18 protein-coding genes are annotated in these 15,859 nt (G+C 48.8%); 16 read left to right on the top strand and 2 right to left on the bottom strand.

Translation table 11 applies throughout. From position 1 onward, the window contains the following. Positions 1–121: 121 nt before the first annotated feature. The 15 genes from AC2YIT_RS11825 to AC2YIT_RS11755 all read left to right on the top strand — a co-directional run bounded on the left by AC2YIT_RS11825 (position 122) and on the right by AC2YIT_RS11755 (position 13,378). Positions 122–1,267 (top strand): Gfo/Idh/MocA family protein, encoded by a 1,146-nt coding sequence (locus AC2YIT_RS11825; RefSeq protein ID WP_430844879.1) that lies wholly within the window; start codon positions 122–124, stop codon positions 1,265–1,267. Beyond that, positions 1,264–2,034, top strand: a complete 771-nt coding sequence (locus AC2YIT_RS11820) for a 3-ketoacyl-ACP reductase (protein ID WP_487279295.1) — start codon at positions 1,264–1,266, stop codon at positions 2,032–2,034. Before AC2YIT_RS11825 ends, AC2YIT_RS11820 begins: the two co-directional genes overlap by 4 nt. A 306-nt stretch (positions 2,035–2,340) precedes the next feature. Next, a complete protein-coding gene (locus tag AC2YIT_RS11815) occupies positions 2,341–3,585 on the top strand; it encodes an MFS transporter (RefSeq protein WP_430844876.1) in 1,245 nt (414 codons plus the stop codon). Between the two features lie 289 nt (positions 3,586–3,874). Then, a complete protein-coding gene (locus tag AC2YIT_RS11810) occupies positions 3,875–4,255 on the top strand; it encodes a DUF3244 domain-containing protein (protein ID WP_430844875.1) in 381 nt (126 codons plus the stop codon). Between the two features lie 170 nt (positions 4,256–4,425). Beyond that, positions 4,426–4,767, top strand: coding sequence for a type II toxin-antitoxin system HigB family toxin (locus AC2YIT_RS11805; RefSeq protein WP_430844873.1), 342 nt, complete (start codon positions 4,426–4,428; stop codon positions 4,765–4,767). After that, positions 4,737–5,426 carry a helix-turn-helix domain-containing protein gene (locus AC2YIT_RS11800; RefSeq protein WP_430844872.1) on the top strand — a complete coding sequence of 230 codons (690 nt, stop codon included), beginning with the start codon at positions 4,737–4,739 and terminating at the stop codon, positions 5,424–5,426. Before AC2YIT_RS11805 ends, AC2YIT_RS11800 begins: the two co-directional genes overlap by 31 nt. Before the next feature lie 78 nt (positions 5,427–5,504). After that, complete coding sequence (locus AC2YIT_RS11795) at positions 5,505–6,617, top strand: Gfo/Idh/MocA family protein (protein WP_487279294.1); 1,113 nt, start codon at positions 5,505–5,507, stop codon at positions 6,615–6,617. A gap of 3 nt (positions 6,618–6,620) precedes the next feature. Beyond that, positions 6,621–6,962: a low molecular weight protein tyrosine phosphatase family protein gene (locus tag AC2YIT_RS11790; protein WP_487279293.1), complete on the top strand. Its 342-nt coding sequence runs from the start codon at positions 6,621–6,623 to the stop codon at positions 6,960–6,962. Between the two features lie 346 nt (positions 6,963–7,308). Continuing rightward, the gene (locus AC2YIT_RS11785; protein WP_487279292.1) at positions 7,309–7,407 is read left to right on the top strand and encodes a type II toxin-antitoxin system RelE/ParE family toxin; all 99 of its coding nucleotides are present in this window, start codon (positions 7,309–7,311) and stop codon (positions 7,405–7,407) included. 2 nt (positions 7,408–7,409) lie between these two features. Next, on the top strand, positions 7,410–7,709 hold the full coding sequence (locus AC2YIT_RS11780) for a helix-turn-helix domain-containing protein (protein WP_487279291.1): 300 nt from the start codon (positions 7,410–7,412) through the stop codon (positions 7,707–7,709). A gap of 189 nt (positions 7,710–7,898) precedes the next feature. Continuing rightward, positions 7,899–8,738 carry an SMP-30/gluconolactonase/LRE family protein gene (locus tag AC2YIT_RS11775; protein ID WP_487279290.1) on the top strand — a complete coding sequence of 280 codons (840 nt, stop codon included), beginning with the start codon at positions 7,899–7,901 and terminating at the stop codon, positions 8,736–8,738. A gap of 168 nt (positions 8,739–8,906) precedes the next feature. Next, positions 8,907–11,327, top strand: coding sequence for a TonB-dependent receptor (locus AC2YIT_RS11770; RefSeq protein ID WP_487279289.1), 2,421 nt, complete (start codon positions 8,907–8,909; stop codon positions 11,325–11,327). A gap of 8 nt (positions 11,328–11,335) precedes the next feature. After that, positions 11,336–12,289 carry a DUF4249 domain-containing protein gene (locus AC2YIT_RS11765; protein ID WP_487279288.1) on the top strand — a complete coding sequence of 318 codons (954 nt, stop codon included), beginning with the start codon at positions 11,336–11,338 and terminating at the stop codon, positions 12,287–12,289. A gap of 194 nt (positions 12,290–12,483) precedes the next feature. Continuing rightward, complete coding sequence (locus AC2YIT_RS11760; protein ID WP_430844860.1) at positions 12,484–12,894, top strand: hypothetical protein; 411 nt, start codon at positions 12,484–12,486, stop codon at positions 12,892–12,894. Positions 12,895–12,976: 82 nt separating this feature from the next. After that, positions 12,977–13,378 carry a DUF1398 domain-containing protein gene (locus tag AC2YIT_RS11755; RefSeq protein WP_487279287.1) on the top strand — a complete coding sequence of 134 codons (402 nt, stop codon included), beginning with the start codon at positions 12,977–12,979 and terminating at the stop codon, positions 13,376–13,378. On the opposite strand, the gene AC2YIT_RS11750 is transcribed toward AC2YIT_RS11755, so the two are convergent. Further along, positions 13,375–14,394, bottom strand: a complete 1,020-nt coding sequence (locus AC2YIT_RS11750) for a threonine aldolase family protein (protein WP_487279433.1) — start codon at positions 14,392–14,394, stop codon at positions 13,375–13,377. The two genes, AC2YIT_RS11755 and AC2YIT_RS11750, sit on opposite strands and share 4 nt — an antisense overlap. A gap of 117 nt (positions 14,395–14,511) precedes the next feature. Here AC2YIT_RS11750 and AC2YIT_RS11745 point away from each other — a divergent pair, with 117 nt between their 5' ends. Then, complete coding sequence (locus AC2YIT_RS11745; protein ID WP_430844857.1) at positions 14,512–14,694, top strand: hypothetical protein; 183 nt, start codon at positions 14,512–14,514, stop codon at positions 14,692–14,694. Here the strand turns inward: AC2YIT_RS11745 and AC2YIT_RS11740 are convergent. Further along, positions 14,691–15,839: an FAD-dependent oxidoreductase gene (locus tag AC2YIT_RS11740; RefSeq protein WP_487279286.1), complete on the bottom strand. Its 1,149-nt coding sequence runs from the start codon at positions 15,837–15,839 to the stop codon at positions 14,691–14,693. The genes AC2YIT_RS11745 and AC2YIT_RS11740 overlap by 4 nt on opposite strands. Positions 15,840–15,859 lie beyond the last annotated feature (20 nt).

Below are 15,859 nucleotides of genomic sequence, written 5' to 3'. Positions count from 1 at the left end.
CTATTCGCAGGCCTCTGGCCGGCATTAATATAAAGTAACGTAAATCAAGTCGGCCGGAGGCCTCCACATAGCGGGCACGAAGCAGGAGCTTCGCGCCATTAATCAAAAAAACATAACAACAATGACAACACATACCATTGGCATTATCATGAACGGCGTAACCGGCCGTATGGGTACCAACCAGCATTTACTGCGTTCGATCAAAGCCATTATCGAGCAGGGCGGCGTGAAAATCTCTTCTGATGAAGTGATTATGCCCGATCCGATTCTTGTGGGCCGTAATGAAGCGAAACTACAAGCGCTTTGCAAGCAGTCGGGCGTTCAAAAATATACTACCGACCTGGATTCGGTCATGTCCGACCCGCATTACCAGATCTATTTCGATGCGCAGGTAACCGGTCGCCGTGCGGCGGCTGTGAAAAAGGCTATCGAGGCTGGAAAGCACATTTATTGTGAAAAACCAACCGGTACTACCACCGAAGAGGCATTGGAACTGTATGAACTGGCCACCAAAGCAGGTTTGAAAAACGGTGTGGTGCAGGACAAGCTCTGGCTGCCTGGTATGGTCAAACTGAAAAGACTGATGGAAGCCGGATTCTTCGGAAAAATACTTTCGGTACGCGGCGAGTTCGGCTACTGGGTTTTCGAGGGAACGAGCATTCCGGCGCAGCGTCCTTCCTGGAACTACCGCAAGGAAGACGACGGCGGTATCATCGTAGATATGCTTTGCCACTGGCGTTATGTGCTGGACAATCTATTCGGCAATGTGAAAGCAGTTTCCTGCCTCGGTGCGACGCACATCCCCGAGCGTGTGGACGAGAATGGCAATACCTATAAATGTACTGCCGACGACGCTTGCTACGCGACCTTTGAACTGGAAGGCGACGTGATCGCGCATTTTAACTCTTCCTGGACGGTACGCGTACGCCGCGACGACCTGCTCACCTTGCAAGTGGATGGTACGCACGGCTCAGCGGTTGCCGGTCTGCGCGACTGCTACATCCAGCATTACGGCAACACGCCAAAGCCTGTTTGGAATCCCGACATCCCGCAACCAATCCCGTTCTTCGACGGCTGGTCCAAAGTGCCTGAGCAGGAGATCTACGACAATGCATTCAAGGCGCAGTGGGAGCTCTTCCTCAAACATATTGTCAAAGACACTCCTTTCCCATGGGATCTGAAAGCAGGTGCGCGCGGCGTGCAGCTCGCAGAAAAAGGTCTCGAAAGCTGGGAGAAACGCCAATGGGTTGATGTACAGGAACTATGAAAAAAACTGCATTAATCACCGGAGGAAGTCGGGGCATTGGCTTTGGTGTTGCCAAAGCCCTTGCCAAAGAAGGATATAACCTGGCCATCAACGGCGTCCGCGATGAAGCGGCCGCTGCCGATGCGCTTAACGAACTGCGTGACCTGGGTGCAGAAGTGGCCTATTGCCAGGGAAGCGTCGCCGACGCGGCCGATCGCGAGGCGATTATCGAAAAGGCCTATTCTGTTTTCGGGCAGATCAACCTGCTCGTCAACAATGCCGGCATAGCACCGCGTGTGAGGCTTGACATTCTCGAAACGACCGTCGAGAATTACCAGGAGGTAATGACGACCAACCTCGAAGGACCGTTCTTTTTCACCCAGGCCATCGGCAAGCGCATGGCGGCGGCGAAACAGAATAACCATGCATTTGAAGCGGCTATCATTTTTGTAACGTCCATTTCTGCAACAGTGGCTTCCATTAACCGCGGGGAATATTGTATTTCAAAAGCCGGGCTTGCGATGACCAACCTGCTTTTCGCTGTGAGAATGGCTGAGTATAATATTCCGGTTTATGAAATCCGGCCGGGTATTATCTCCACCGACATGACTTCCAAAGTACAGGAGAAATACGACAACCTGTTCCGGAGCGGCATTGCATTGCAGCCCCGCTGGGGCACACCCGAGGACGTCGGCAAGGCAGTAGCTTCGCTCACAAGAGGTGACTTCCCCTACTCCACCGGCCAGGTAATCGGTGTGGATGGTGGAATGCTGATTGACAGGCTGTAAAGTCGGTCAAGTATAGTCAGGTGTGGTCAAACCTTGTCGGGTGTAGTCAGGTTCTGTCAAGCGTAGTCACTGATAGTCAAATGTGGTCAAGTATTGTCAAGAAATTGCCAGGGGTTGTTAGAAGGAATATGTATTTCTCAAATGACCACACTTAACAATACCTGACAACACCCGACAATAAATGACTACACCTGACCACCTCCTGACCACCTGACTTGACAATTCAGCGGTTAAAAAAGAATTGATTGACATTTAACAACACAGGCCGACGGCCGAAAGCCGAAAGCCGAAGTAAAACCTAACCCTATGTCAACAACAACCAATAATCCTCAACAATCGCTGCTTTCGCAGTTATTGCAAGTGCCTGTAATAGTGGCTGCATTGGGCTACCTGGTCGATATGTACGACCTGTTTTTGTTCAGTGTAGTGCGGGTGCCGAGTTTAAAAGCGCTGAACGTCTCCGACGATCAGCTGCTGAATGAAGGCATTAGTTTATTGAATTACCAAATGGCTGGAATGCTGATCGGTGGTGTGTTGTGGGGGGTGATTGCGGATAAAAGAGGCCGGCTTTCCGTTCTTTTCGGGTCTATCATCATGTATTCCCTGGCCAACATTGGCAATGGTTTCGTCACATCACTTGACCAGTATGCACTTCTTCGCTTTATTGCGGGCGTCGGGCTGGCGGGGGAGCTGGGGGCCGGGATTACACTGGTTACGGAAGTATTACCCAAAGAAATACGCGGCTATGGTACCACATTGGTGGCCACACTCGGAGTTTTGGGAGCAATTTTGGCTTACTTCGTAGCCGATTTATTTGCATGGCGCATCTCCTATTTTGTAGGAGGTGGAATGGGTTTGCTGCTTTTGGTATTGCGTTTCAATGTTTTTGAATCGGGTATGTTCAAACATGCCAAGGAGCGTTCGGTGGATCGCGGCAATATTTTTATGATCCTGACCAACGGGAAACGCCTTGGCAAATACCTGATGGCAATCCTTGTCGGCCTCCCGATTTGGTTTGTAGTCGGGATTCTCATTACCTTTTCGCCCGAATTCGGGGCTGCGAAAGGCATTGAGGGAATCAATGCAGGTAAAGCAGTGATGCTCGCTTTTTCGGGGCAGGTGGCCGGAGATATCGTCAGTGGATTACTTAGTCAGTACATGCGTAGCAGGAAGAAAGTGATCAGGCTGTTCATCATGCTTTCGCTTGCAATGGTGATAGGCTATTTGCTTATTCCAATGCAGGACTTGTTCTCCTTCTACTTGATTTGTACCTTGCTCGGATTCTGCAATGGTTATTGGACATTGTTCATTACTATTGCTGCGGAATTGTTCGGAACCAACCTCCGGGCAACCGTCGCAACGACAGTTCCCAATTTTGTACGCGGCGCGACTATTCCGCTGGCGTCATTGTTTGTGAGTTTCAAACCTGACCTGGGAGTGATCCAGGCCGGGCTGGTAATAGGTATAGCGACAGCCGCAGTGGCTTTGCTGGCCTTATATTTCCTGGAAGAGACATTTACAAAGGATATGGACTTTGTAGAAAAAGAATAGTTTCGGTTTTAGTTTTAGTTAAAAGCGGCCCCCACAGATGGAGGGCCGTTTTTTTTAACAGTTATTAACACTTTCCCAAGCAACACTCCTACCCGACCCTACGTCTCTTGGTTACATTTTTGAAAAATAGCCATGAGATACCGTTCAATTGCTTATGCTGGGAATCAACCACTTGTCCCACCCGAAATTCCGCTCGTGTACTTTGATTCAGATCGTACACGGGCATGCTCTTACCTTTGTCATGTTCTTAAAACAGAACAAAATTTATAGCCATAAAAATAAAATAGCCATGAAAACATCCGTTAAAACCTTCATTTGCGCATTTGCGCTTGCAGCCGCTTCTTTCACCGCTCAGGCAGGAGACAAAGAAGCCAAAAAAGCATCCACTTTCGGAACCGGCATTTATGCTACCAAAACCGGTAAAATCAACGTCCTTGTAGACAAGGGCAACACCGATTCCAAAACAACATTACTGCTTAAAGACGCAGAGGGAATCGTGGTATACCGCGAAACAATTTCAAGAGATCACAAGAAATTCGGACGCACCCTGAACCTCGATGCGATGGAACCAGGCAAATACAAGCTGGACATCATCAGTGGTAATGAAGTTCAAACCAAAACTTTCGAACTGGCCGACCAAAAAGTAGAACGTATCCTGACAGTTAAGTAAGGTTCAAATACATAGTATCCGGGCGGCACCTTCCCATTGCGGGAGGTGCCGCTTTTTTTACCCCAAAATAATTTTCCTGTTACCTATTTCGAAACCGGCGTATCAATAGAAAGTTCAAAACCAAAAGTTCACTTTTTAGTAGAACTTTTCTTAAATTGTACTGCCGAAAGATGCATATTGAAGGTAAAAGGATTTTGGAAAGGCTTATAAGAAAGAATAGAGGAAACTCGCGGCTGGCAAAGGCTGTCGACCAACTTGTTAAGGACCTTAAAACGAATTCGATAGATGATATCGGAGATCTCCTGAAAATCAGGAACGATGCTGACCGAGTTCATAGTAAAGGGCTATATTTCTTCAACCTGCACATTCACAGGACTTTGGTCTTCATAGAATTTGAGAAGGATCAGGCCGAGATCCTCTGGGCTGGGACACATGAGGAATATGTAAGGGTTTTCAAAAACAACACAAACACGATCGAGAAATGGCTAAGAGCAAACACCACATGGAACTAAGCGAACCTAATATCAAAAAAATATTGGACGCAGGCCGGATTGAAACCGAGCTCGAATGTGAGCAAGTTACGCTCGCCAAACGATATTTAAGGCTTCACGAGGAAAATCTGCCGGATCTTGGCACGACCATACAGGCGTTGAGCAATTTGATTATCGAATTTGAAGACAGGTGCTGGTCAGACAGATCACTTATTACAGACGCCCAAGTTGAAGAGAGCGACGCCGCAGTAATCCAAGCCGAGAAAGAATATGTATTCATCAGACAACGACGCAAGCTAATTCTTGAAAAACTTCAAGCGCTTTCATTAAAACAAAAAGACCTTGCTCTCTTATTAAATCACAGCAAATCCTACACCTCCGAATTGCTGAACGGTATCAGGCCGTTTTCGACCAATGATTTAAAATTGATCCATTTACTATTCCAAATCCCGCTTACAGATCTCATTATCACCATTCCTTCACAGGAAACATTGAGCCGGTTGGAAACCGCGATAGATAAAATCTCTTCCTTAAATCCAAAAGCAAAGTTGCTGCGTGAAACGTTAGCGAATCGTCCGGTGGCGAAAGGTTTACTGCCGGATAATTGGGATGAGGATGATTTGCGGGAAGAAATTGAGCCGGAAGATCACGCCGGTGAACTGACACTTTCAAATAAATGAGTTACAAAATCACAAGGAGATCAACGGCGTAGCCCACTTTTTGCCTTTTGAATACTCAACTGAAAATCACTCATCAATATGGATACCCGTCGAGATTTCCTGCAAAAACTATCATTAGGCATTGGTGCAACCGCATTGAGCGACCTCCCTGCATCAGCTCGCGAGCTGTATTCCGGGCCGAAAGCAGACAAGCAACTGCGTGTGGCACTGATGGGGCTGGGCAGCTACGCAACCCGTGTGGCGGAAGCCATGAAAGATTGCAAAATGGCGACACTCGTCGGGGCCGTTTCGGGCACGCCTTCTAAGCTGGAAACCTGGAAACAGAAGTATAACATTCCGGAAAAGAATACTTATAACTACGAAACGGTCAGTAAAATAAAGGACAATCCGGATATCGACATTGTATACGTCACAACGCCCAATTCCCTCCACCACAAACACGTCCTGCAAATTGCGGCCGCCGGGAAGCATGTTATCTGTGAAAAACCCGTTGCCGACAATGCAAAGCAAACGCGCGAAATGATCGCAGCCTGCAAAAAGGCAGGTGTGAAGTTCTATATAGGCTACCGGATGCATTTCGAGCCGCACACGCGCGAGCTAATACGCATGCGTGAGGCCGGTGAACTGGGCAAAATCATGCATGTAAACAATTATATGGGTTTCAAATCCGGCGACCCGAACCAATGGCGGCTGAAAAAAGCCCTCGCAGGCGGGGGCGCGATGATGGACGTAGGCATTTACGCGCTCAACGGTGCCCGTTACGCGACCGGCGAAGAGCCGATCTGGGTAACAGCGCAGGAAACCAAGACCGATCCTGTCAAATTCAAAGAAGTCGACGAAACGATTATGTTCCAGCTGGGCTTTCCGAGCGGCATTGTCGCCAGCTGTGGCACGACGTACGCATTCAATAATTATGAGCGGCTTTATGTGGTTGGAGAAAAGGGGTTTGTGGAACTGAGCCCCGCATTCGGTTACGGCCCTATTAAAGGTCGTACCCACCTTGGCCCGATGAACCAGCCTGTGGTTACGCACCAGACACTTCAAATGGACGGTATCGCCGATATTATCCTCAACAATAAACCCGATCCGAATGTGACCGGGGAGGAGGGTTTGAAAGATATGATCGTGGTAGATGCGGTATACGAGTCAATCCGCAAAGGCGGGGCTAAAATTATGCTCGCAGGGAAATAACATATGCATCGTCCCAACATTCTGGTCATTTGCGGCAAGAACAAGCGTCGCAGCCGTACGGCCGAATACATTTTCAAAAACGACCCCCGATTCAATATCCGGTCAGCCGGATTGAGCCCTCAGAGCAATAGGAAAATCTCTGAAGGTGACCTTAATTGGGCCGACATCACACTGGTCATGGAAAGCGATCACAAATCCAAGATTCGAAAACTGTACACCCATCTGGATTTATCGCCCATCCAAGTGCTTGACATTCCGGATGACTATGAATTTATGGATGAAGAGCTGATCGAAATCCTTACAACGAAAATCAATAGTCTGCTGGAAACACATTTTGAAACCTGAAAAGACGAAGAACGCGACGTAATGGTGATCGTGAGCAAAAGGCAACTGGTAGGATCCGGTTGCCTTTTGTTCCATTTTAAGTTAACTTTACATACCACACTATGCTTATGGAAAAGATTAGGGAAGTAATTTTATACAAGCACTATTTCAAGAACTTCTTCCGGGATTTGTCTCCGCTTGCGAAGAGCAAAGTTGATTATGTTCTATTCCTATTAACTCACATAGAACGCATTCCGGAGAAATTCCTCAAACATATTGAAGGTCACAAAGGTCTTTATGAACCAAGAATTGAAGCAGGAAATACATATTCAGAGTATTCTGCTGCTTTGACAAGACCAAGATCGTTGTGCTATTAAATGCCTTTCAAAAGAAAACACAAAAAACGCCTTCCAGTGAAATTTCCCTGGCGATAAAACTCATGGATGAATACTTCAATAATATATAATTATGGCTGAGAACAAAGATATTACAACAGTGGAGCAGCATTTTACCGAACGCTATGGCGAGCCTGGCAGTGCTTCAAGGATTGAATTCGAAATAAAGGCGAAAGCATTTTTAATAGGTGAAATTATTCGTGAGGAAAGAAGGCTCGCGCGCATGACACAAGAACAACTCGCGGAGCGGATTGGAGCAAAAAAGAGCTTTATTTCAAGGATAGAAAACGGTCAGTCCGATATTCAACTGTCTACATTGTACAGACTTTTGGAAATTGGACTGGGAAAGAAGCTTGAACTTGTCGTAACCTGAAACGTTTCTGGTTAACACGTTACGATGATCCTTACCAATCAGTAAAGCCCCAGCCATCCCGACTTTAATAAATTGACCCGGTTCGAAACAACGCCGGGCGCGTTTAATATGCAAAAATCCAGAATCATTATCCCCATGCTGGCCGGCCTGACCGCGCTGTTTACTCCTATTTTAATGTCCGCACAAATCATGGATTCAAAATCAATCGTCGCGCCCGGAGCGCAGGTCGAGAAGCTGGGCGACGGGTATAAATTTACCGAAGGTCCCGTTGCCGATAAAGACGGTAACGTATTTTTTACCGATCAGCCCAACAACAAAATTATCCGCTGGGATGCCGAAACCGGCGCATTCAGCACGTTTTCCGATAAAGCGGGCCGTGCCAACGGCATGTATTTCGATAAAAAAGGAAACCTTATTGCGTGCTCCGATGAAGAGAACCAGGTTTGGTCCTTCGATAAAAAGGGCAATCCGACGGTGCTGGTGAAAGATTACGAAGGTAAGCTGCTCAATGGCCCCAACGATCTCTGGATCGACCCCAAAGGCGGTATTTACCTCACCGACCCGCTCTACAAGCGGGATTATTGGAAGCGCGATCCCGCTATGCAGCAGGATGGCCAGCACGTCTATTACCTTAGTCCCGATCGCAAAAAATTTATCCGGGTGGATGAAAAGCTGAAAAAACCCAATGGCATCATCGGTACCGCCGATGGCAAGAAGCTTTACGTAGCCGACATTGGTGACAATAAAACCTATGTTTACGATATTCAGAAAGACGGGACATTGGCTAACCGGCAGCTGTTTGTTTCCAAAGGCTCCGATGGTATGATCCTCGACGAAGAAGGTAATCTTTACATTACCGGCGACGGCGTGACAGTTTTTGACAAAACCGGTACGCAAATCGCCCATTTCCCCGTACACAAAGGATGGACTGCGAATGTATGCTTTGGCGGCAAAAATCGTGATATGCTGTTTATTACAGCCGAAACAGCCGTGTATGGGTTAAAAATGAGGATTAAGGGCGTAAAATAGCTGGTCCGGCTTGGGTGATGGCGGAGTTTCCCGGTTTAACGGGGAATTCCGCCATTCTTTTTGTTCCGGGTGCAACGGTTTGGATCTGTACATCGTCATGGTCAAATACAGTTACTCCATACTAGATCAGCAACCGACTCGTTACTCAAACTAACCGCAATTTCGTCTATGCGTCTGATTTTTACGGCCTTTCTTTTTCTTTTCCACATTGTTACTGTCGCACAAAACCGCGTTACAATCAGTGGCTTTGTGCGGGAGAAAGGTAGCCAGGAACAGCTTCCAGGGGTGAACGTGTATATCGACAATACACCCTACGGCGCGGTGACGAACACTTATGGATTCTACTCCCTCACCGTGCCGGTCTCAGATTCCGCGACGGTCTCCTTCTCATTTGTCGGTTATGAAAAACAGCAGAAACGAGTGGCGCTCCGGACGGACACCGAACTGAACATTTTTCTTCCTACCATTACACAACTCGAAGAAGTGGTCGTGTCCGCGCGAAAGCAGGAGGATTATGTCAGCCGGACGGTCCAAATGAGTAAAATCGAAATCCCGATCCAGCAACTGAAAAAAGTGCCGGCATTCTTTGGCGAAAAGGATGTGTTGCGTGTCCTGCAACTCATGCCGGGCGTGCAAAAAGGGACAGAGGGCCAAACGGGGCTTTACGTACGCGGCGGCGGACCCGACCAGAACCTTATTATCCTCGACGACGCGGTGGTTTACAATGCCAACCACCTTTTCGGCTTCTTCTCAATCTTCAATTCGGATGCGCTCAGGAGTGTGGAACTCACCAAAGGCGGATTTCCGGCACGGTATGGCGGTCGGTTATCCTCGGTGCTGGAAATGAATATGAAGGAAGGCAGCAAGGAAAAACTGCACGGAGAAGGCGGAATAGGCCTGATTTCCTCGCGGTTAACCCTCGAAGGGCCTATTTCGAAGGGTAAATCTTCTTTCCTGATCTCCGGCCGCCGGACTTACATCGATTTTCTGGCCGCGCCGTTGATCGCCCGGGAGCAGCGTGGCGAGGACAGCCAGGTGAAGCCCGGTTATTATTTTTATGATTTGAATGCCAAGATGAACTACGATCTCGGCAGTAAGGACAAACTATATGTCAGCGGCTATTTCGGTCGCGACAAATTCCACGCCAACGAGAAGAGCAGCACTTCGGAAACCCGGGCCGGCCTCGACTGGGGCAATGCGACGGCGACCATGCGTTGGAACCACGTTTTGAACCAGAAACTGTTTGTCAATACTTCCTTCATTTTCAGCAATTTTAAATTCGGGGTTTCCAGTTATTCCAAAGAATTAAATAATGATGGCTCCCTCGACGACGAGTTCAGCCTTGAATACGATTCGCGCATCCGTGACCTTGGTGTGAAAACGGATTTTGACTTTTATCCCTCCTCCAAACACGCGGTAAAGTTCGGAGGACAGGCTACTTTTCACAAGTTCGTCCCCTCGGCGCTGGCGATCGCGGGCACATTTACCGACAATCCCATCGAACGGTCGGTCAAACCGGTTCATTCGCTCGAAGCGGGGTTTTATATCGAAGACACCTGGCAGGCATTGGACGCGCTGAAAGTGAATGCCGGCTTGCGGTTAAGTACGTTTCAAACAGAAGTTAAGACCTATGTCCGCCCCGAACCCCGCATTTCAGCAGCATTGCGCCTCGCTGAAAACCTTTCTTTCAAAGCCTCCTATGCGCGTATGAACCAATATGTCCATTTGCTTTCCAATACAGGCCTTGGGCTTCCAACCGACCTTTGGGTACCTACCACCGCACGAGTTGCACCCCAGCAGTCGGAACAAATAGCCGCAGGTCTTGCCAAAGACTTCGAACGCCCGGCGCTCACGGTCACGCTGGAGGGATATTATAAAAAAATGAACAACATCCTTAACTACAAGGAGGGCTCGTCGTTTTTGAGCATCAATGGCGAGAATGCCAATGAATTGAGCTGGGAGGATAATGTAACCTCCGGCAAGGGCTGGTCGTATGGGGGGGAGTTTCTCGTTCAAAAGAAAACCGGGAGGTTCTCGGGCTGGATTGGCTACACATTGTCGTGGACCTACTGGAAATTCCCGGAGCTAAATTTTGGTAAAACATTTTTCCCTCGCTACGATCGCCGCCATGATCTTTCAATAGTAGGGATATATGAATTGAGTAAAAGAATTACACTTTCGGCGACCTGGGTGTACGGTACCGGTAATGCATTGACGCTCCCGGTGTCGAGCTACCGGGCGGCGACGGATAACTTTGTGACACGCACCACGGGGGATGGTAAGCCTGCTATCAATTGGTTTGGCCCGACCGTCAGCGAATACGGGCAAAAAAACAGCTATCGCGCCGAGCCGTTTCACCGCATGGACATCGCCATTCAATTCCACAAAAAGAAGAAGCGGCATGAGCGCACATGGGAGTTTGGTGTTTATAATGCTTACAACCGCCGAAACCCGTTCTTCTACAACATCGACGAGGAGATAGTCATTCTTCCCAATGTGATGCCGGCTACACCTGTGCCGAAATACACGCTGAAACGCTATTCATTGTTTCCGATACTGCCCTATTTCAGCTATAACTTTAAATTCTGATAGCAGCCATGTTCGCTAGATATATCATTTTTCTGTTCCTAACACTGTTCCTGACGGCATGCGAATCGCTTGTCACCGAAGTCGACAAGGGTAATCTTCCACAAGTAGCATCGAAGCTGGTAGTGCAATGCTTTATTTCGCCGCAGGCCGCGCGCATTAATGTGGTCGTGACGGAATCGGTACCGCTTTTTGCCGAGCCCGATTTGAAAGGTGGCGTGATCCCGAATGCGGTTGTCAAATTATCCAATGGCACCCAGGAGGCCGTCATCCCGTTCGATACTGCCAACCAACTTTATTCCGTCGACAAATCAGCACTCGCCATTCTACCCGGGAAAACCTATTTCCTTTCGGTCGTCAACGGTATTCGATCGGTAAAAGCAACCTGTACTGTACCGGCCACCACCGTAGTTCCGACGAGATACAAGATCGACACCTCCTATTCCGGCAGCCTGTCGGCACGCGATACTTCCCTGACCGTAAAATACAACTGGAACGATATCGCCGGACAAACCAACTACTACCGGGTCCGCGCGTCACTCGATCTGGAATACAGCATTCCCGAAGAACTTTCCGGTAACGGCCAGTTCAAGGAAAAAAGGATAAGAAACCGCTTCAATTTCAACTGGGACGACACTATCGGCCGGAACGATTTCCGTAGCGATGTAAATCTGGACGGCACCGAATTTAGTTCGCCGATCGGACGCGTAAATCTTCCCGACCCTCTTAGTTACAGTTCCAACGACACCGTGTATATCTCCTATCCCAAAAGCAAAATCATATCCATCACCATGGAAGTGTACAATACCGACGAGCATTATTTTAAATACCATCGTTCGGTGCAAACGCGTGGCGACTCGGATAATCCATTTGTCGAACCGTCGCTGATCTATACCAATATCGAAGGTGGGCTGGGATGTTTTGGAGCGTATAACTCGGGACAATTGGTGTATCGTCCCCAATAATCCCGTTTATGCACCATTCAGGTTCTACAAAATCTGGCAAACTGAGGTCAAAGTACCTCAATATGTACATCGCCGGATTGGCATTTTACCACGGGGAACGGCTGTTCAGCAAGGCATACTTTTTTCCCGAATGATGTTCAAAATCGCTATCAGTTGTTGATTCAACAAGATCATCCATTTTAAAAATAAATACTATGGACTTGCAAGGAACAGACCAGGATAAGGTTAAGAAACCCCATCCTTCCAACAAAAACATGAGCGAGCCCGACACGCTCATTGAAACGCTTGAAGATTTGCAGAAGCAAGGCTATACCTATGATTTTAACCTTACGGCCCATGCCCTGGAAGTACATAAGGATGATGGCATCTGCCTGACGTTGTCACCCGAGGATTTCGATATTGTGCAGGTTTATCGTTTCGAAGGAATGACCAACCCTTCCGATATGTCGATCTTGTACGCGATCGAATCAAAAGACGGACTAAAAGGGACGCTGGTGAGCAGCTATGGCGTGTATGCCGACGCGATGTCCAATGAAATGATTAAAAAACTGGACACGCGCAGCTCCCTGATCGTCCACCCGGAAGACGACGATATAGCGCATTGATTTGCTGATACTGATAACCTGAGATGCAATGTTGCTTTAACCTCCGGTGAAGCAACATTTTTTTCATTAAAGCGCACTGACCATGGAAATGATCGAACTGACCGAAGAACTCATTGAATCAGCCGAGCAACGGTCTGCCGGCCAGCCCTACCCGTTATTTGTCAAAAACCTGAAAGCCATCGGGGTCGACAACTATGAAGTGAAGGTAAAAAACCATAAACGTACCTATACGTCCATTAATGGCGACAAGCTGATCATAGCCGGCGACCTACCTGAATTTGAATGCGCAGAGACATTCGAACTGGAAGAAGTAAAGGCAGCCATTAAACGTAATCAAGACGGCCTTACCGACTACCCGACTTTCCTCCGCGAGATCGGCGCCGCAGGCATACACACCTACGTAGCCGATCTCACGGGCATGAAAGTGATTTATCAGGGTCCCAATTCAGAATATGAATACGAGGAACTGATCCCGGAAGTTTAGAATGTCCGCAGCCTGGTCCGCATGATTTCCAGCAAGTCGTCGGTGAAGTCGAGGTGCGTTACGAACCTGACAAGCCCTTTCCCAAACGTCACAGCCAGGATTCCGGCATTCGCCAGGCGGGTTACATATTCCTTTTCAGAGATACTGTCGTCAAGTCGGACAATGACGATATTGGTATCTACAGGGAAAACGTCGATTACCTCTGCCCTGGCTGCAAACAGCTCCCCTATTATCCTGGCACGGTTGTGATCTTCCTTCAACCGGATGACGTGGTTATCTAGCGCATAAATGCCTGCCGCGGCCAGGAAACCTGCCTGCCGCCAGCCACCGCCCATTACTTTCCGGAAGCGGCGTGCCTCGCGTATCATTTCGCGGGTACCAAGCAGTAACGATCCCACCGGGCAACCAAGCCCTTTGGAGAGGCAAATGCTGATGCTGTCGAAGACCTGCCCATATTGCGCAGTTGTTTCACCGGTTTCGACCAGTGCATTGAAAAGCCTGGCGCCATCCAGGTGCAATGGGATATGACGCTCGCGGCAGACATCGCGGATCGCTTCGATCTCCTTAAAATCATAATAGCAGCCGCCGCCCTTGTTCATGGTATTTTCGAGTGAAACCAGCCTGGTTACGGTCGAATGCACGTCATTTTCGGGGCTGATCGCCTCGCTAACCTGGTGCGCCGTAAGCCTTCCCCGATCGCCGTCGAGCAGCTTTACCGACGAAAACGCGTTGAGCATAATGCCTCCTCCCTCGTACAGGTAAATATGTGAATGCTTATCGCAGATCACGTCGCTGCCAGGGCGCGTATGCACGCGGATGGCGAGTTGGTTGGTCATAGTACCGGAAGGGCAAAAGAGCGCATCTTCCATCCCGAAAAGGCGGGCGGCCTTGTCTTGCAACGCATTCACTGTCGGGTCGTCACCGAAAACGTCGTCGCCCACTGTGGCACTCCACATGGCTTCCTGCATTTCCCGGGTGGGTTTGGTAATGGTGTCGCTGCGGAGGTCTATTTTTATTTCCAAAACATTCATGGGGCATTCGCTGCAATTTCCTGCCAAATTAATGCTTAAAGCTGATTTCCGGCCAGGCATTGCTAAGTTTAAACGGGTATATTGCAAGCAAATTCAAGCAGTATGGAATTCGAAGAATATCTGAAATCAAAAAAAATAGACGCCGCAGCTTTTAAAAAAGGCGATGTTTTGCGCTACCAGGAATGGAGTGGTCTTTTTGAAACCATGCATCCGGAGAGCTTCACGGCCCATAAGAAATTCCTGATCAACGAAATCCGCCGGCGCTATCTGCTCAAAGAGGATTAACCCCGCATTTCTTCCATCAGCTTCATGAGTATCCCTACGGTTTTCTCGGTCTGCTCTTTGCTCGGCGTCGTGTCCCAATTGCCAACAATGCCGTTGCTTCCGATGTAAATGCCGTCTTTGCGGGCAATGAAATTAGCTCCCTGCGTGTATAACTTGTAGTTCACATCCCCCTGCGGAATAAGGCACGAAAGCTGCCCTGAAATTGGCGTAAGCTCCTGATCGTTAAAAACCGGCTTGGCCCCCAGACCCATACAGTTCACGACCACTTTTTCGGGCAATGCGTCGATATCTTCCAGTCTTTTGATCTCCTGAATTTTCACTTTTCCTCCGAACATCGTAAAATCCTGTAACTGATGACGCAGGTAAGTGGGGATGTTGAACATGATATTGGTCCGCCGCGTCACGTGGTCGGCTTTGAAAGGATGCTCCTTCTTTTCCAGCCGTACCCGCTCGGGTAGCAGCCCATGTATTTCAAAATCTTCGCCCCCCGCTCCTGGTGTATACACCGGTGCTTCTTTAAACACCCCATATTCTTCTGCCCAACTGGCTATGTCGTTCATGCCCAGCAGAAACTGGAACCTGCGGAAAGAGAACCGCGTCGCGTCTTCCCATATGGCCTGAAATTCAGGTTTCGCAATCTTCTTATCACATACGCGTGACGCTGGCGACCAGGTTCCGGTAGCCAGGTTGCTCGTCACATTAGGAGGCACGTCCTTAGTATAAATAGTGACCTCGCAGCCGCTTTCCTGCAACAACCGTGAAGTTGCAATGCCCACGGTTCCGCAGCCCAATACCGCGATCTTCTTTTCTCCGGTAGCCAGTACATTTTTCCGGGCAATGTTGCCCGTACCCCACGACAACGACCAGCCGCTGCCGCCGTGACCATAGTTATGGACGATCGTCTTGTTGCCCAATTGCTCCACATCCAACCGCGGGCCGGATGCACGGAAGGGCCGTAAACCGACCGTCTCCTTCACAATACGGTCCATCGAAAGGCGTAGTTTGGGAATCTGGTGGTAACCCCGGCTGATGTGGAAATGCTTGTCGGGATATCTCAACTCGGTTCTCGGTGCACAGGACGATGCCACTGCGCCTAATGCGAAGCTCGCCGGAATGGCTTTTTCAAAGAAATCTCTGCGGTTCATTGGGTTGGGAGTGAATAGTA

It is taken from the genome of Dyadobacter sp. SRI_021 (assembly GCF_057586235.1).
This window is presented reverse-complemented; position numbering and strand designations above follow the sequence as displayed.